At 36.4% G+C, this 18,308-nt stretch carries 12 protein-coding genes and 1 pseudogene; 12 read left to right on the top strand and 1 reads right to left on the bottom strand.

Annotated features, from left to right (window positions below):
* Nucleotides 1-6: 6 nt before the first annotated feature.
* The gene (locus KSX81_RS02225) at nucleotides 7-1,047 is read right to left on the bottom strand and encodes an alcohol dehydrogenase (RefSeq protein WP_229070653.1); all 1,041 of its coding nucleotides are present in this window, start codon (nucleotides 1,045-1,047) and stop codon (nucleotides 7-9) included.
* A 249-nt stretch (nucleotides 1,048-1,296) separates the two neighbouring features.
* Here KSX81_RS02225 and KSX81_RS02230 point away from each other — a divergent pair, with 249 nt between their 5' ends.
* From KSX81_RS02230 to KSX81_RS02285, 12 genes and pseudogenes are all read left to right on the top strand, one after another.
* The gene (locus KSX81_RS02230; RefSeq protein ID WP_004320329.1) at nucleotides 1,297-4,074 is read left to right on the top strand and encodes an AAA domain-containing protein; all 2,778 of its coding nucleotides are present in this window, start codon (nucleotides 1,297-1,299) and stop codon (nucleotides 4,072-4,074) included.
* Nucleotides 4,075-4,319: 245 nt separating this feature from the next.
* Nucleotides 4,320-5,825 (top strand): type I restriction-modification system subunit M, encoded by a 1,506-nt coding sequence (locus KSX81_RS02235; RefSeq protein ID WP_004304868.1) that lies wholly within the window; start codon nucleotides 4,320-4,322, stop codon nucleotides 5,823-5,825.
* A 48-nt stretch (nucleotides 5,826-5,873) separates the two neighbouring features.
* Nucleotides 5,874-6,866: a site-specific tyrosine recombinase/integron integrase gene (gene xerA / locus KSX81_RS02240; protein WP_004304867.1), complete on the top strand. Its 993-nt coding sequence runs from the start codon at nucleotides 5,874-5,876 to the stop codon at nucleotides 6,864-6,866.
* Between the two features lies 1 nt (nucleotide 6,867).
* The gene (locus KSX81_RS02245) at nucleotides 6,868-7,632 is read left to right on the top strand and encodes a restriction endonuclease subunit S (protein WP_004304865.1); all 765 of its coding nucleotides are present in this window, start codon (nucleotides 6,868-6,870) and stop codon (nucleotides 7,630-7,632) included.
* A complete protein-coding gene (locus tag KSX81_RS02250; RefSeq protein ID WP_004304863.1) occupies nucleotides 7,629-8,699 on the top strand; it encodes a YhcG family protein in 1,071 nt (356 codons plus the stop codon). The genes KSX81_RS02245 and KSX81_RS02250 overlap by 4 nt, the downstream gene beginning before the upstream one ends.
* A 10-nt stretch (nucleotides 8,700-8,709) precedes the next feature.
* Complete coding sequence (locus tag KSX81_RS02255) at nucleotides 8,710-9,954, top strand: restriction endonuclease subunit S (RefSeq protein WP_149941955.1); 1,245 nt, start codon at nucleotides 8,710-8,712, stop codon at nucleotides 9,952-9,954.
* A 12-nt stretch (nucleotides 9,955-9,966) separates the two neighbouring features.
* The gene (locus KSX81_RS02260; protein WP_004304858.1) at nucleotides 9,967-11,055 is read left to right on the top strand and encodes a Fic family protein; all 1,089 of its coding nucleotides are present in this window, start codon (nucleotides 9,967-9,969) and stop codon (nucleotides 11,053-11,055) included.
* A gap of 10 nt (nucleotides 11,056-11,065) precedes the next feature.
* Entirely contained in the window at nucleotides 11,066-11,614 is a 549-nt protein-coding gene (locus tag KSX81_RS02265) for a restriction endonuclease subunit S (RefSeq protein ID WP_004320345.1), read from the top strand.
* 18 nt (nucleotides 11,615-11,632) lie between these two features.
* On the top strand, nucleotides 11,633-12,283 hold the full coding sequence (locus KSX81_RS02270; protein WP_004304855.1) for an abortive infection family protein: 651 nt from the start codon (nucleotides 11,633-11,635) through the stop codon (nucleotides 12,281-12,283).
* Nucleotides 12,264-15,395, top strand: a complete 3,132-nt coding sequence (locus tag KSX81_RS02275; protein ID WP_004320348.1) for a type I restriction endonuclease subunit R — start codon at nucleotides 12,264-12,266, stop codon at nucleotides 15,393-15,395. Before KSX81_RS02270 ends, KSX81_RS02275 begins: the two co-directional genes overlap by 20 nt.
* Before the next feature lies 1 nt (nucleotide 15,396).
* Nucleotides 15,397-16,193, top strand: a pseudogene (locus KSX81_RS02280) (GIY-YIG nuclease family protein).
* 518 nt (nucleotides 16,194-16,711) lie between these two features.
* Entirely contained in the window at nucleotides 16,712-18,301 is a 1,590-nt protein-coding gene (locus KSX81_RS02285; protein ID WP_004304847.1) for a hypothetical protein, read from the top strand.
* Nucleotides 18,302-18,308: the final 7 nt, after the last annotated feature.

The following is an 18,308-nucleotide window of genomic DNA, read 5'->3' on the forward strand; positions in this document are numbered from 1 at the left end:
CTATTTTTATTTATTTCCTGATATAGCTACTTTAATAACCCCATCCAACTTGTTCTCGAAAATACGGTAAGCTTCCTCAATCTCATTTAATGGAAATCGATGTGTAATAAGAGGAGTAGTATCAATTTTACCTTCCTCAATCAGCATGAGAATCTCGTTACAATCGCAGCCATCCACTCCACCTGTTTTAAAAACCAAATTCTTGCCATACATATCAGGTAAAGGAAGAAGCTGTGGTTTATCATAGAGGGCTACAATCGTGACAATAGCATTAGGACGGGCACAATTCCAAGCCAAATAAAAAGAATCGTCACTCCCTGCCACTTCCAAAACAACATCTGCACCACCATGGTCACTGTTCTTGAGAACAAATTCCTTGCAGTTTTCCGGTTCAGTCACCAACACATCAGGATAATGCTCGCGAACAAACCGAATTCTTTCAGGAGATTTCTCACAGATAATAATGCGTTTTGGCTTCTTCAGCATCACACACAACAAAGTACAAATCCCGGTAGGTCCGGCACCGATGATAAGAACAGTATCTTCCTCGGTAATTTCCGAGATGCGTGCTGCCCAAAAACCTGTTGCAAGCACATCACCGACAAACAAAGCTTGTTCATCACTCACTGTATCCGGAATACGGTTCAACCCCTGATCCGCATAAGGAACTCTGACATATTCCGCCTGACCGCCATCTATTCGACACCCCAAAGCCCAACCGCCATTAGGATCAGTACAGTTATTCACATATCCATGCTTACAGAAAAAACACTCACCGCAGAAAGTTTCGACATTCACAGTCACCCTGTCACCAGGCTTCACCGAAGTGACATCAGCCCCTACTTGTTCTACCACACCTACCATCTCATGCCCGACAGTTATTCCGGGCACAGCACGCGGCACACTGCCATGTTTAATATGAAGATCACTGGTGCAGATGCTACCAAGTGTTACACGCACGACTGCATCCCGTGAATCCTTTATTTCCGGTCTTGCTTTCTCCTGCAATTCAAACTTTCCGTGTTCAATATATGTGTATGCAAGCATAATATCCTCCTCGTTCATTAATATATACCTTGCAAAGATAATGATTTCATTGGCAAAACAAATCTCTTTTATCACGTTCAATACTCCCAAACCGAATCTCACTCTATATTTATAACAATACAAAGCTGAATAAAGTCATTCACTGTTTTTTCTACTTCAGCTTTGATATTCTGGAAAATATTCTTACTTTTATATCCTAAATAATAAATAAAAACAGCAGCATGACTTATTATATTTACACACAAGCCTATGATAGATACTTCCGAAAATCTGATTATTATAAAAGGTCAAATCAAGACTCCTGAAATAGAAAGTTGCCAAAATCATAATGGCAACTATAAGGTAGTATTCCGGAATGTTCCCAGTGCGTATACTTACAAAGAAGAAAATGTCCTTTGGCTGACTGATCCGGACAAACCGGACCCCAATAATTATCAAATAATCAGTAAAGGGAGAACTTTATCAAACATCAAAGCCTTATCTATTTTTAAGGCCGGATCACACAACTATTGGCACATTCGTTTTCTGAATGGTAAAGAGTATGATTACAGAGAAAAGGACTTAGAAATTATCGAATCATGCTTGGGAGAGAGTCGTTCGAAAAGTATATTCGAATATTTGAAGAAAGTTGCCGATGCGAACGAATTGAAAGCTGATGACGGAACGAAGCTATTGGCAAAACAATATGAAAAGATTCATTTCATCGCAAACAACAGAGCTATTGCTGTATATCTGAATCCTCAAAAATATAAAATGCAGACCCGGACTGCCTCAACCTTGATTTTTCCTTTCGGTTGTAATGCAAGCCAGCAAAAAGCAGTCCAGGCAGCTTTTGAGAATCAAATCAGTGTTGTGCAAGGACCTCCGGGAACTGGAAAGACCCAAACGATTCTGAACATCATTGCCAATATCCTTGTGCGTGGTAAGACTGTTCAGGTAGTATCTAATAATAACTCCGCCATTGTCAATGTACTTGAGAAGTTATCCAAATACGATATGGGATTCATTGTTGCATTGCTTGGCAGCACAGCTAACAAAGAGAAATTCATCGAGACTCAAGAAGAGGAAAAACAATATCCGGAGCACTTTGAGTCATGGCATGATACGGATGTCGACCAACCTCAATTTCTCAATCAGATACATCATCAGACAGAAGAACTAAAAAGCATATTTTACAAACAGGAACGCCTTGCCATGGCAAGACAGGAAATACAAGCTTTAAAAATAGAGTGGCAACATTATCTGCAAGAGTTCGGAACAAAAGAATTTACTCTCCAACAACGGAAAAATTCCAGTTCGGCAGACCTTCTGAATTTATGGAATGAATGTCAGCAATTTGCAGAAAAAGAACAATCATCAAGTCCTCGGGGAATAGCAGCTTTTATTCAACGGTTGAAATGGTTATTCTTTAAATTCAGGAGCAAAACGATTTGTAAAATCCCTGATAAAGGTTTCTATAAACGGGAGATGAGTTTGATTATCGCCGACTTCCAAATCTTATTCTACCAAACAAAGTACGCAGAACTGGAAGTCGAAATAGACACATTAGAAAAGGAGCTTGCCAACAAAGATGCAGCAGAAATGGCTAGACAAATGACCGATACATCAATGAAATATCTAAGGAATCAGTTATTTCATACCTATGGCAATAATCATGACAAGCCCATCTTTACGCTCCCTGATCTAAGAAATAATTGGCGAGAGGTACAAAAAGAATACCCTATTATATTAAGTACGACCTTTTCATCATTAAGCAGTCTGCAACGAGATGCCGTATATGATTATATCATTATGGACGAAGCGTCACAGGTTTCCGTTGAAACCGGAGCTTTAGCCTTGTCATGTGCTAAAAATGCAATCATTGTCGGTGACACCATGCAACTTCCCAATGTAGTCACGGAAGAAAATAAGGAAAAGCTAAACTTTATCGCTAATGCCTGCCTGATTAAGCCGGAATATGATTGTGCCAATATGAGTTTTCTGCAATCCGTCTGCAAAGTTATTCCGAATGTACCACAGACCTTGTTACGGGAACATTATCGATGCCATCCCCGAATCATCAACTTCTGTAATCAGAAATTTTATGGTGGAGATCTTGTCATCATGACACGTGATAAAGGAGAAGAGGATGTCATTTGTGCCATACGGACAGCCAAAGGTAACCACTCCCGCAGCCACATGAATCAACGGGAAATAGATGTTATCAAAGAGGAAGTACTACCGAATCTATCTTATGAAACAGATGAAATTGGCGTCATAGCTCCATATAACAAACAAGTAGATGCAGTAAAATCCGCACTTGAAGAGGATATTGATGTCGCAACAGTCCATAAATTTCAGGGAAGAGAAAAGGAGGCTATCATTATGACCACTGTCGACGATATCATCACTTCCTTTTCCGACGATCCCAACCTGCTCAATGTTGCTGTTTCGCGGGCTAAGTCACAATTCTATTTAGTCGTATCGGGAAACGAACAACCCAAAGACTGCAATATCAGCGATTTGATTGCTTATATCGAATATAACAATGGCATTGTTTCCACCAGTAAGATTCATTCTATATTCGATTATCTATATGAGCAATATACAGATGCTCGAATTGCCTATTTGAAGAAGCACAAGAAAATATCCGAATACGATTCCGAGAATCTTACATTTGCATTACTTGAAGATATCCTGAAAGAAAATATCAATATGCGTCATTTGAATATCATTTGCCATTTACCACTCTATATGTTGATTCAGGATTATTCTCTATTGAATGAAGAGGAAAGCAAATATGCTGCAAATATAAATACTCATATTGATTTTCTAATTTATAATCGTGTGAGTAAACAACCGGTATTGGCTATTGAGACGGATGGTTATGCATTCCACAAATCGGGGACGAGTCAGTCAGAACGTGATATTAAAAAGGAGCGTATTTTAGAGTTGTACGGAATTCCGTTGGTGAGATTGTCTACTATCGGTAGTAATGAGAAGAAAATTATTGGAGATAAGTTAAGCGAAGTATTAAACTTGCATTAGAATGTTCATTGCAAATCATATTTTTTTGTTAGAATAGGAGTTTCTGCATATTCTAACAACCAAAAGAATAAATTTTACTCCAACTATAACAATTACATCAATAATAATGCCTACATTTACTTCTCATTTAAAGTATGACAGCACTATGGAAATTATTTTCTACTTTTGCATCAACCTCATTAAAAGTATCTGTGAACTTAAAGTGAGTACATAAACATTAATCACAATGACAAAAATATAATAGTATGGCAAAGACAAATACAGCCGAATTAGGATTTGAAAAACAAATATGGAAAGCAGCTGATTTATTACGTGGCAACATGGATGCATCAGAATATAAATCAGTCGTTTTAGGACTTATTTTCCTTAAATATATATCAGACAGTTTCGAAGCAAAACATCAAGCTCTTATCAATGAAGGAGAAGGCTTTGAGGAAGACAAAGATGAATATTCCTATGAGCATATTTTCTTTGTTCCCAAAGAGGCTCGTTGGTCGGTCATAGCAGAAGCAGCACATACTCCGGAGATTGGTACTGTCATCGACAACGCCATGCGACTGATAGAGAAAGAAAATCCTCGTTTAAAAGGGATTCTTCCTAAAAACTTCGCACGACCAGAATTAGATAAACGCCGTTTAGGGGATGTTGTGGATTTATTTACAAACGTTCAAATGAAAGAACATGGGGACAGTAAGGACATACTAGGGCGTACCTATGAATATTGTCTCTCCAAATTTGCAGAAGCAGAAGGAAAACTTGCCGGTGAATTTTTCACACCATCATGTATTGTCCGTACATTAGTTGAAGTGCTTCAGCCATATAGCGGACGCGTATACGATCCGGCTTGCGGCTCTGGTGGCATGTTTGTACAATCAGCCAAATTTATCGAACGACATCATGGAAATATCAATAACATATCAGTATTCGGTCAAGACAGCAATCCTACTACATGGAAAATGGCTCAAATGAATCTGGCGATTCGAGGCATTGAGCCTGACCTTGGAAAATTCAACGCTGACACATTTTTTGATGACCAGCATCCTACACTAAAAGCTGATTACATTCTGGCAAACCCTCCGTTTAACCTAAGTGATTGGGGAGCTAACAAACTTCAGGATGATGTACGCTGGAAATATGGTATACCTCCTGCTGGAAATGCCAACTTTGCCTGGCTTCAACACATGATTCATCATCTTTCCCCCAAAGGACGTATAGGGATGGTACTTGCCAATGGTTCTCTATCCTCGCAAACAGGCGGTGAAGGAACTATCCGCGAAAATATTATAAAGGCAGATCTAATAGAAGGTATCATAGCATTACCTTCCCAACTTTTTTATACGACAGGTATTCCAGTCTCTTTATGGTTCCTCAACCGGGCTAAAAAACAAACGAATAAAATACTGTTCGTTGATGCCCGCAACATGGGTAGCATGATTACCCGTAAGCTCCGTGAATTATCCGAAGAAGATATAATGAAAATAGCGGGTACTTTTGATGCTTTCAATTCAGGAACTTTAGAAAATGAAAAAGGTTATTGTGCTGTTGTATCAATAGAGGATGTAGCCAAACAAGATTATATCCTCACCCCGGGACGGTATGTAGGAATTGCAGAAACAGAAGATGACGGAGAACCGTTTCAAGAAAAAATGGAACGTTTGACTTCTGAATTATCTGATTTATTTGCACAATCCCATGACCTCGAAGAAGAAATTCGCAAACAATTATCTAGTATAGGATTCACAATCAAATAAATATTACTATATTCTTCGATTTATTAATTAACTCAATAATAGAAGAATATGAAAGAAAATTTGATTCAAGAAATTAGCAATGCGATGACAGATGTTTTAAGTATAGAACAAATGGCTCAACTTAATGGAGTATTACTTCAAGTTATAAGTAAATACACCATTACAAAAGACGGTGAGAAAGAGCATGAAAATGCTGCTACAAACGACCGTCTGCTTGAAATCTTTTTGTCCGCAAAGCAAGTTGAAGGCTGTACTACTCCGACTATCAAATATTATAGTTCAACAGTCAAACAACTTTTCAAGACTATGCCTAAAAAAGTAGTAAACTATTCTACAGAAGATATACGAGCATATTTGGCTGTATTCCAACGCAAGCATAAGTCCAGCAAAGTGACAATAGATAATATTCGACGAATCTTTTCTTCCTTCTTTTCATGGCTTGAAGAAGAGGATTATATTATAAAGAGTCCTATACATAGAATCCATAAAGTAAAAACCGGCACACAAATCAAAGAAGTGCTTACTGATGAGAACATCGAACACCTTCGCGACAACTGTACGGAAATTCGTGACCTTGCAATGATTGATCTCTTATGCTCAACCGGAATGCGTGTCGGTGAATTAGTAAAACTAAACCGAGAAGACATCAATTTTAACGAACGAGAATGCATTGTTTTTGGCAAAGGAAATAAAGAACGGATAGTATATTTCAATGCAAGAGCTAAAATACATCTGCAACAATATCTTAGCTCCCGTAAAGACAGAAACAAAGCATTATTTGTCTCTCTTGCCAAGCCACATAACCGACTGCAAATATCGGGTGTAGAGGTTCGACTACGTAAAATTGGGCATTCTTCAAAAATAGCTCGTGTCCATCCTCACAAATTCCGACGAACACTTGCTACAATGGCTATAGATAAAGGAATGCCTGTAGAACAAGTACAAAAGTTACTTGGTCATGTAAAAATTGATACTACCATGCATTATGCTATGGTTAATCAAAATAACGTAAAACTATCTCATCGTAAATACATTAATTAAAATGCGGATAAGATACAATACATATAACAATAAGAATCATCTGTTTTACAAAAACAGGCAGATAAATGATAATTTAGAGCAACAGACACAGGCGTTGTTCAAGTCGTGGTTCGTGGATAATCCTAAGCCAAATTGGAGCGAAACGACATTTTCAGAAGTGGCAAATTTCATCGGAGGATATTCTTACAAAGGTGAAGAATTGACTGATAGCTCTAATATTGCCATGGTTACCATAAAGAATTTTGGACGTAATGGCGGATTTAAGGCAGATGGCTTTAAGGGCATTGCCCCGTTTGTAAAACTTAAAGAATGCCATTATGCCAATCTGTTCGATATTTTAGTTGCACATACTGATTTAACCCAAAATGCAGACGTGATAGGAAATGCAGAATTATTACTCACCTATGGTAGATATGATGGCATAATTTTCTCTATGGATTTGGTTAAAGTGTTGCCTAAAAATAATTTCCCATATAGATTCTTACTTGCAGCAATGCTTAAAAATAAAATATTTAAGGGTCATTGTCTTGGATATGTAAATGGAACTACCGTACTTCACCTTAGCAAAAAGGCATTGCCAAATTTTGAGGTAAAAATACCACCTAAGGCAGAAGCAAAAACGATGAATGATGCTCTTGCTCCTTATTATCAGCGAATGGCAGAGGTGCTACAAGAGAATGATAGGCTTATTCACCTTCGTGACACACTTCTCCCGAAGCTGATGTCTGGTGAACTTAATATAAATGCAAAATCCAGATTACAATGAGCAAATCAATAAATATACTTGATAAGGAATATCTGCAATGGGTGAAAGACCTTTGCGGACGCTATCGCCAAAGCCAAATAAAGGCAGCGGTGAAAGTAAATGTGGAACAGTTGAAGTTCAACTGGCTTTTAGGTCGTGATATTGTAGAATTGCACGTTGAAGAACGCTGGGGAGAAAGTGTTATCACACGATTGAGTAAAGATTTGCGTGAAGCTATACCCAATGCGGCAGGATTGTCGAAGAGCAATATTTACTATTGTCGGAAATTTTATCTGTTGTACAAAGATGCTCTTCAAACTTTCCACCAACTTGGTGGAATATTTGAAGTCCCTTGGAGGCATCATTGCTTGATAATGGATAAAGCAAAAGACGACATAGACAAGGCACTGTTCTATGTTCGCCAGACGGTGGAAAATGGCTGGAGCCGTAGTATGTTGCTCAATTTTATAAGCACAAATCTTTATGAACGGCAGGGCAAGGCACTGACTAACTTTACAAAAACATTGCCCGATGTGATGAGCGACCTTGCACAGGAACTGACTAAAGATCCTTACAACTTTGCTTTTACCGGAATAACAGGACGTTACAATGAACGGTTACTCAAAGATGCACTATTGAATAACATCACCCGTTTCCTTATTGAATTAGGGACAGGGTTTGCTTATGTGGGCAAAGAATATCGTTTGGAGATAGGTGAAACTGAAAACTTTATTGACTTGCTCTTTTATAATCTTTCCCTCTCTTGCTATGTGGTAGTGGAAGTAAAGATTGGCAAATTTGCGTTTGCTGACATCGGGCAATTAGGGGGTTATGTGGTAGCTTGTAATCATATACTACGTAAAAAAGGACGAGATAATCCAACCATTGGCTTACTAATTTGCAAAGAGAAAGACCACATACAGGCTCAGTATGCTTTGGAGTCAAGCAACCAACCTTTGGGTATATCCGAATATGATTTGGAAAAGTTCTATCCCGAAAAAGTGGAAGGTACTATGCCTACCATTGAAGAGATAGAAGCTAAATTAAGAGATACTGATGATAGTGAAACCAACGATTTAACCCGCTAAATTCTCATTTATGGAAGAGTGGAAGAAATATAAGTTAGGAGAAATAACCAGTAAAATAGGTAGTGGCGCAACACCTAAAGGAGGACGAGATTCCTACTTAGGTGGTAACATCGCATTGATAAGAAGCCAAAATGTACTGGATTTTTCATTCTCCAAATTAGGTTTGGCTTATATCAATGAAGTGCAAGCTGAAAAACTTAGTAATGTTGAAGTTTATGAGAAGGATGTACTACTTAATATAACAGGAGATTCTGTTGCAAGAGTATGTATTGTACCTAACAATGTACTTCCGGCAAGAGTAAATCAACACGTTGCTATTATAAGAGGAAACGATAAGGTAGATTATAGATACTTGCTGTATTATCTGCAATATATTAAACCTCAGTTATTATCCTTATCACAAGGTGGTGCTACAAGAAATGCACTTACTAAAAAAATGATTGAGGAGTTAGAGGTAAAAATGCCTTCAAAAGGTATTCAAAAAGAGATAGTATCTATCTTGTACGCTCTCGATTCCAAAATCGAGCTAAACCGTCGGATAAATGATAATTTAGAGCAGCAGACACAGGCGTTGTTCAAGTCGTGGTTCGTGGATTTCGAACCGTTTAGAGGTGGAAAGTTCGTAGATTCTGAATTGGGAATGATACCTGAAGGATGGAACATACAACCTATTTCTAGTATCTTTAATTTTCAAGAGGGCCCAGGAATTAGAAATTGGCAATATGTTAATAATGGTACTAAATTTATCAACATTAGATGCATCAATAATGACATCATTAATATACAAAATGCCAATATGATTTCGGATGAGGAGGCTCAAGGTAAATATGCTCATTTTATGCTCAAAGAAAATGATATTGTTATATCTTGCTCAGGGACATTGGGCAGAAAGGCTTTAGTACTTAAAGAATATCTTCCTTTATGTTTGAATACCAGTGTCATCCGATTTACTCCTCGAATTAATAGACAATTAGGTTTTTTATACGGATATTTAGGTTCTTCTCTTTTCCTCAATAAACAAATAGAGTTAGCTTCTGGCAGTGTTCAAGCAAACTTTGGTCCAATACATCTAAAAGGAATGTCAATAGCGATTCCTGATAACAATGTATTAAATCAATTTTCTGACATAGTCAATTCTATAATACAAAAGAAAAAGAACATTATATCCGAATCGCTGCGACTTACGAATCTTCGAGACTCAATTCTGCCCAAATTGATGTCTGGAAAGATTAAAATTGATAAATTAAACAGCTAAAAACATTAGACGATGAATGACTTTGAAGAATATATAAGACAAGGAGAGCCTCAAAAAAGAGAAAAAGGCTATGCTTGGCAAACCGCTATCGGCTTGCAGGCGGTGGATGATTTAAAACCGTCTGAATATCTGATACAAACGGCACGTCAGCATATTGAGGGTGATATAACTATCGAAGAAGCCAAACAACTTATTGATAGCTACTATGAGTCTAAGACCGTCAGGGCAGACATAGAAGACAGAACGGAAGAAGCCGATAAGGTTTCGGCACGTATTGCTGAGATATTATCGGAAAAAACGTTCACATTCTCGCCTATTGAATATATCACCATTCATCGCCGCCTTTTCCAAGGTATCTATAAATTTGCAGGAAAGATCAGAGATTACAATATCACCAAAAAGGAGTGGGTGCTGAAAGGCGAAACCGTTCTTTATGCCAGTGCCGACAGCATACGCGAAACTCTTGATTATGACTTCATGCAGGAGAAGAATTTTAGCTATAAAGATTTAAACATCAACGATGCTATCACGCATATCGCTAAGTTTATATCTGGGGTTTGGCAAATTCACGCTTTTGGTGAGGGGAATACCCGTACAACAGCAGTGTTTACAATCAAATATCTGCGCACGTTTGGCTTCGACATCAGCAACGAAGCGTTTGCCTATCATTCTTGGTATTTCCGTAATGCTTTGGTTCGTGCCAACTACAACAATCTGAGTAAAGGTATTTATGCCACCACCGAATATATCGAAGCGTTCTTTCGGAATCTCATTCTTTCCGAACACAACGAACTAAAGAACCGAATGATACTTGTGCAAGAATCTTCTACAAAAAACGTTCAAAGTGCAAGCGCATCAAATGAGACTGCTCCAAAGTGTAATATTTGCACTTTGAGTTGCACTTTGGAAGAAATAGCTGTGCTTAACTTCTTACGAGAACAACCTAAAGCCACACAAAAAGAAATTGCTGCACATATAGGCAAATCTGAGAGAACAATCAAGACCATTACCGTAAATTTGTCCGAAAAAGGCATTATTGAGCGCAAAAACGGCAAAAGAAACGGCTTTTGGGAGATTAAAACCAACGATTTAACCCGCTAAATTCTCATTTATGGAAGAGTGGAAAGAATATGAATTAGGAGAACTAATAACACTAAATTCTGGTGGAACTCCAGATAAGAGTAATAAATCTTATTGGGGAGGTGACATTCCTTGGATAAGTGCAAAATTCATGTACGATGACTATTTGTATTCTTCTGAGCTGAAAATATCTCAAGAAGGCTTAGACAACGGAAGTAGATTAGCACCAAAGGGAAGCATCTTGTTGCTTACCCGTGGAAGCGGATTGTTTAATCGTATTCCAGTTTGCTATGTTATGAGAGATTTGGCCTATAATCAAGATGTAAAGTGCCTTGAATCGAAGAACAAAGAACTAATTTCTACGAAGTTCCTTTTCTATTGGTTGATGGGAAATAAGAATTCAATTGGCGCAATCTTAGAGACAACAGGCATCGGAGCTGGAAAGATTGATACAAATAGGCTAAAGAACATAAGAATATCATTACCGCCTAAAGAATATCAGCAAGCATTGATTGGCTTTGCCGAGTCCATAATGCATAAAATCGAGCTAAACCGTCGGATAAATGATAATTTAAATTAATCGCCTAATATATTCGCTATGCTTTGGATTCGAAAATATATTAATCAAACACCGAGTTTCAACTACTTTGAAACTCATATTTCAACCATCGAAAAAACAGTTGAAACGAATCCTGCATTATGTATAGAAACCTGTAAAAGTTTAGTTGAAAGTATATGCAAAACAATACTTGCCAATCAAAATATCGAACACGATAACTATGGGCAATTTCAAGCTTTGGTAAAGCAAACAATAAATTGTCTGATAGATGCAAATGAATGCTATAAAGATGATTTATGTGAACTCGCCAGGAGAATAGCGTCAGTCTCCCAAAAACTAGCAGAAATAAGAAATATTTCCGGATTTGCGTCTCACGGTCAAGACATTAACCATATCTCAATGAGTACAACAATGTCCTTACTGGCATACAAAATAACAGATGTGTTAGGTGGGTTTATTATACATTATTATATAAATCATGCAAGTAAAAGAGACTCACGCATACATTATGAAGACTGCCAAGAATTTAACGAACTGTTTGACGAAGAAAATCCTCTGGAATTAGGTGGAGTTATTTTATCTGCTTCCGAAGCATTATATAAACAAGACTATCAAGCATACAAAGAAATATATTTTTCATATTTAGATAACTTAGCAAAAGAACGAAAATATGTCATTTACAGAAGGTAGTTATGAAAAAGCATTGATAGCTCTCTTCGAGAACTTAGGCTATCAGCATCAATATGGTCCCAATATTGAACGGGACTATTATGTACCTTTTTATGAAGAACAATTAATTGAAAGTTTAACCACTATCAATTATGGAAAACCTCGCCCGGCAATTGACGAAGCCATATCTAAACTAAAAGATATCGAAATAGGTAGCCTGCCACAGAGAAATGAGCTTTTCATGGACTATCTTCAACATGGAATCGAGGTCTCTTTTTTCGACGGAAAAGAACAATGTAACGATATCATCTACCTGATAGATTACAATGACAAAAACATCAAGCGTAATGACTTTAAAGTTATTAATCAATGGACGTTCGTTGAAAATTCAGAAAAGCGTGCTGATATAATTCTATTTGTCAATGGTTTGCCACTCGTTGTGATTGAGTTAAAATCTCCATCAAGAGAAGAAACAAATGTATCTGAAGCCTATCTTCAGTTACGTAATTACATGAAAGAAATTCCCTCACTTTTCGTATATAATGCCTTTTGTGTAATGAGTGACATGGCTTGCTCAAAAGCGGGAACGATCACCAGCAATGAAGACCGTTATATGGAATGGAAAACCAAAGACGGGAAATATGAAAGTTCCCAGTTTATTGATTATGATACCTTTTTTGAAGGAATATTCATAAAAGAACGTTTCATTGACATTATCAAGAATTTCATTTGTTTTTCTAAAGAAGAATCAGGTGCTGCAAAGATTTTAGCCGCCTATCACCAATATTTTGCTGTGAAGAAAGCAGTAGAACGAACTAAAAAGGCAACACAAGGTGACGGAAAAATCGGAGTCTTCTGGCATACGCAAGGAAGCGGAAAATCACTATCAATGGTATTTTACGCTCATCTTCTTCAGGATGAATTAAGTCAACCAACTATAGTAGTTATTACCGACCGGAATGATTTGGACGATCAACTCTATACTCAATTCTCCAAATGCCAACAATTCTTGCGCCAAATACCCATACAAGCTAAAAGCCGGGAAGATTTAAAATCACTATTAGCCGGACGAGAAGCCAACGGAATAATATTCACTACAATGCAGAAGTTTGAAGAATCTGACGAACCTCTTTCTCTAAGACGAAATATTGTAGTCATGACCGATGAAGCACATCGAGGACAATATGGATTTGAAGAAAAAGTAAACGAAGAAACTGGAAAAATATCAATCGGTACTGCAAGAATTATACATAATTCATTACCCAATGCGTCCTTTATAGGTTTCACAGGAACACCCATTTCTACTAAAGATCGAGATACAACAGAAGTGTTCGGCGACTATATCGACATCTACGATATGACACAAGCAGTATCCGATGGTGCAACTTGTCCTGTGTACTATGAATCTCGTGTCATCAACCTGAATCTTGACAAAGATACATTGAAAGCAATAGATGACGAATATGAAATACTTGCGTCAGAAGGTGCTACTGAAGAACAGATAGAAAAGAGTAAAAAACAAATGTCGCACCTTGAAGAGATACTTGGCGCACCTGCTACCATAGATTCATTGTGCAAGGATATTATAAAACATTATGAAGAAAACAGGCAATTTGAATTGACAGGAAAAGCAATGATCGTTGCTTATTCCCGCCCTATCGCAATGAGTATCTATCATAGAATCTTAGAACTTCGCCCCGACTGGACTGATAAAGTGAAGGTGGTAATGACAGGCAGCAATAAAGATCCGGAAGAGTGGCATGACATTATTGGCAACAAACAATACAAGAAAGAACTTGCCAAGAAATTCAAAGACAACAATGACCCTATGAAAATAGCCATAGTCGTAGATATGTGGCTTACAGGCTTTGACGTACCATCTCTGGCGACAATGTATGTCTATAAGCCAATGAGTGGGCACAATCTCATGCAAGCAATAGCTCGTGTGAACCGCGTCTTTAATGATAAAGCTGGTGGTCTTGTTGTCGACTATATCGGGATAGCCAAAGCATTGAAACAAGCAATGCACGATTATACAGTACGAGATCAAAAAAGATTTGGCAATCCCGATATCAAAAAAACTGCTCTTATTAAGTTTCAAGAGAAATTGGAAGTTTGCCAAGATATCTTCCACGGTTTTGATTATAGCAAATTCCAATCCGGCACTGATAACGATCGTGCACAAATTATCAAAGGTGGAGTCAACTTCCTCATGGACAGTAATAAGAATGATAAAATGCAACTATTCCAAAAGGAATCATCCTTATTACATAGTTCAATCACATTATGCCGTAGCCTGCTTAATGAGCAACAACGCTATGAAGCAGCTTTTTTTGAGACAGTACGCATATTACTATCCAGAATGACAGGCAAAGGTAAAGTTTCCAAAAAAGAAATAAACGCCCGTATTGGCGAACTTATCAAACAAAGTGTAAAAAGTGAAGGTGTAATCAATTTATTCTCGGATGTAAAAGCCGAATTCTCCATTTTTGACGCAGCATTCTTGGAAGAAATATCCAAAATGAAAGAGAAAAATATAGCAATAGAGCTATTAAAGAAACTTTTGGCGGAAAGAGTTACCATATATCAAAAAACTAATTTAGTTCAAGCGGAAAAGTTTTCTGATTTATTAAACAGAGCATTATCTAACTATTTGAAAGGATTACTTACTAATGAAGAAGTCATTCAAGAGTTATTAAAGCTTGCTGCAGAAATCTCGGAATCAGAAAATCAAGGCAATGAATTAGGACTTACTGCAGAAGAAAAATCATTTTACGATGCTTTGACCAAACCGAGAGCAGTACAAGATATATATACGAACGAACAACTAGTTGCGATGACAAAGGAGTTAACAGACGCCCTACGCAAAAATCGTACAATCGACTGGCAGAAGAAAGAATCCGCCAGAGCAGGGATGCGTCGTATGATAAAAAGACTTCTGAAAAAATACAAATATCCACCAGAAGAAGCTGAAAATGCACTGGAAACAGTTATTCATCAATGTGAACAATGGAGTGACAATGATTCTGATGAATACTCTATCAATGAAAGTACACAAAAGTATAACTTTCAACAAAGCTACTACTCAATAGCTGCTGACGAAATACATGAAGGATATAACAAAAAATTATAATATGGGTAAGACAATAACAACATACTTAATTGACGGAGATCCCCAAGGGACTCAATACGTATTTATCAGTAATAAAATTTGCCAAATGTTTATAATTCCACGTTCCAGTCTTTCCATTCTGAATGAAAGAACAGATTTACAAACTCCAGCTTTTTATATTCTTTTGGGAGAAGATGAAAAAACAAAACCCAAAGCATACATTGGAGAAACTGAAAATTTCAAAGAACGAGTGAAAGATCATGATAGCAAAAAGGCTTAATATTCATATCTAAAGATGCAGCAATGACAAAAGCAGATGTACAATATCTTAAACATCGAACTATTACAAATACTTTTGTATTGAACTAGAATAAACAAATTCCTAAAGATCCTAACCTACCCGAATATCAAAAAGATGCCATGGATGAGTTTTTTGAAGATATAAAATTCCTTTCATCATTTATTGGTTGCAATATTTTTTAAAATAGTCCAACCAAAAAGAACAGCATTTATTCTATACAAAAGGAAGAGGGTGTAATGCCAAAGGATTTACAGTTCTTCAGGTTTTACAATTTTGAAAGATAGCATCATTGCCCAGACACAGTTCCATCATTACACTGGAAAGCTAAAAGAGAAAAACTAATTAAAGAATATACTACCACTAAAAATGGAAGTTTCATAATGAATTCAGATAAAACCTTTTCTAGCCCCAGCAGTGTAGCAGATTTCTGTATAGGCAGCAGTAATAATGGATGGATAGTATGGAAAGATAAACATGGAAATACATTAGATTCAGTTTACAGAAAGCAATTAGAATAAACAAGTCAATATCATTTACCCCCTTCTTATAAATAACCAACCTAATATGATTTGTCCAAAAATAAATTGGAAAATATATAGTCAACTACACCGTTTAAATTTATGGACTTATATGCAATGGATATTATACAAAATATTATATTTTCAATATATTTCATAATTCCATAGATAACACGTGTTTTTTCTGAATTATTATAATTATATTTGTAATCACAAATATAAAAAATAAATCATTATGAAAAACATCAATAGACAACAAATAGCGTTAGTGAAAAAAACAAGAAGCAAATGGTTTACTAATCCACAAAAACACCTCAACAGTATAAAACCAACATAATAATAATGCTTGCCTAAGTCAATAGTCTAATTAAACAATAGAAATAGATTACAGAATTGCTTACATGTTGTTAAGTTTCAATTACTCAACTTTTGCAAATAACAAAGAGTATTTAAAACAAAATTAATAACACATGCCTCAACATATAAAACATTTCTATTCATCAATAGTGACATAAGTTATGGATAGTGAATTAGTACTTCATCCGTCTAGAATATATTCACTTCTAGGGATATATATACAAAAATCCTTTTTTAGTAATGATAAAAGAGGGGATGAAGTGTTTCCTCTCATTGACACTTACTTCATTGAGTCTTTTTGCACTCATCATGGTATCACTATTACGGACTTCACTCATTTCATTCAACAGAAAAGTATATGGAATGTGAGGGATTCTTCACTTTTTATGGAAATTCTGGGATTCATTGGCACTCAATTATATGCAGCCTCAAAGATGGAAAATTCTAGTGGCTATACAGCTTCGAATTTCCGAGATCGTATTTGTAGTCCTGATATATTAAATATAGATTTGAACGAATGGCAGCAATGGGCGGTAAGTTATCAAGATAAGATTTGGAAAAAGTATTATGATTGGTGTTCTACAAATGGATTTGTCATAGCCAATAAGTGTACTCCAATACAAGGTCAAAGAAGGGATCGTTATGTGCAATATCCGAAAGTACATTCAAAGCTTGTACTCAACAGAGAAGATCTGAAAAAAATTGCTACATTTTTTGTTGAGAAGAAACTGTATCCCAATGAAGATATCTCAGAACAAGATTTCTGGAATATTGTTGGACGTTACCACTTTAACAGTTATTACTCTAATAGATCACAAAGAATTCTTGAAGAAAATAGAGAACTAGCAAATAAACAGATATATCAATATTATTTATTTTGGGATGGAGAATACACAGATAATTTTCACACCAAAAAGATCACAAAGGCAAAAAATCAGTTATATCTTCTTGAATTAGCCAATACTTGGTCTATTGATATTATAGAAAATGAATCTGGAAAACTTATTAAAAATATACCCTTTCGTTCTTTAAAAAATAAACATGAATTTCGTGAATATTATACATATAAACGTGACAATGTTATTCTCTTCAAGAAAAGCAATGACTACGACGGGTATTGGGAAGAAAGCCGCTATATAGATAATTATGAGGATGAAGGCATTGCACTCTTTTCATCAAACTCACGGAATTACATATATTACGAAAAAGATGTGATAAAAAAAACATCAGGATTTGTATTAGTCAAGATTTCCCATAGTTCTACTTATTACGAAGAATTTTACGCAAATGAACGTCCATATACATTACGTGGTGGACTTAAAGTTGCGCAGAACACATATTTGTTGGGCGCACCTCCCCTACTTGAATTCAAAAAAACTGCAACTTTTTGGATTGATGACAAAGAAGAAGTGTCTTATGAAGGAGCTGTCTATAGTTTTGACTTAAACGAGGGATGCCATCAAATCAAGATTAAAGGCTATAAAAGTATAAATATCTGTATAACAAAAGTATTTCCTGTCATTCATATGTGGGGAGAGCATTCTAAATGGAGGATAGCTCAAGGAAAATCTGCATTTTGGACTCCTCAAAGCACCGAAGGAAATGTTACCGGAATAGATTTTTCGTCCTATTCACTAATATCTAATGCTCCAAAAGAAATTAATCCTCTAACACTATGGTGCAGAAAAGAACTTTTCGCTCCTATTGCAACTTATAAAGAAAGAAATATAACACTAAAAAATACAAAATAATTAACAT

Source organism: Bacteroides sp. MSK.18.37 (assembly GCF_019129155.2).
Classification (GTDB): Bacteria; Bacteroidota; Bacteroidia; order Bacteroidales; family Bacteroidaceae; genus Bacteroides; species Bacteroides ovatus.

What these genes read in the sequence shown, in the direction of transcription:
- KSX81_RS02245 (WP_004304865.1), top strand. Translation starts at nt 6,868, where the DNA reads ATGCGGATAAGATACAATACATATAACAATAAGAATCATCTGTTTTAC.
- KSX81_RS02260 (WP_004304858.1), top strand. Translation starts at nt 9,967, where the DNA reads ATGAATGACTTTGAAGAATATATAAGACAAGGAGAGCCTCAAAAAAGA.
- KSX81_RS02265 (WP_004320345.1), top strand. Translation starts at nt 11,066, where the DNA reads ATGGAAGAGTGGAAAGAATATGAATTAGGAGAACTAATAACACTAAAT.
- KSX81_RS02275 (WP_004320348.1), top strand. Translation starts at nt 12,264, where the DNA reads ATGTCATTTACAGAAGGTAGTTATGAAAAAGCATTGATAGCTCTCTTC.
- xerA (WP_004304867.1), top strand. Translation starts at nt 5,874, where the DNA reads ATGAAAGAAAATTTGATTCAAGAAATTAGCAATGCGATGACAGATGTT.
- KSX81_RS02270 (WP_004304855.1), top strand. Translation starts at nt 11,633, where the DNA reads ATGCTTTGGATTCGAAAATATATTAATCAAACACCGAGTTTCAACTAC.
- KSX81_RS02235 (WP_004304868.1), top strand. Translation starts at nt 4,320, where the DNA reads ATGGCAAAGACAAATACAGCCGAATTAGGATTTGAAAAACAAATATGG.
- KSX81_RS02250 (WP_004304863.1), top strand. Translation starts at nt 7,629, where the DNA reads ATGAGCAAATCAATAAATATACTTGATAAGGAATATCTGCAATGGGTG.
- KSX81_RS02230 (WP_004320329.1), top strand. Translation starts at nt 1,297, where the DNA reads ATGATAGATACTTCCGAAAATCTGATTATTATAAAAGGTCAAATCAAG.
- KSX81_RS02285 (WP_004304847.1), top strand. Translation starts at nt 16,712, where the DNA reads ATGGATAGTGAATTAGTACTTCATCCGTCTAGAATATATTCACTTCTA.
- KSX81_RS02225 (WP_229070653.1), bottom strand. Translation starts at nt 1,047, where the DNA reads ATGCTTGCATACACATATATTGAACACGGAAAGTTTGAATTGCAGGAG.
- KSX81_RS02255 (WP_149941955.1), top strand. Translation starts at nt 8,710, where the DNA reads ATGGAAGAGTGGAAGAAATATAAGTTAGGAGAAATAACCAGTAAAATA.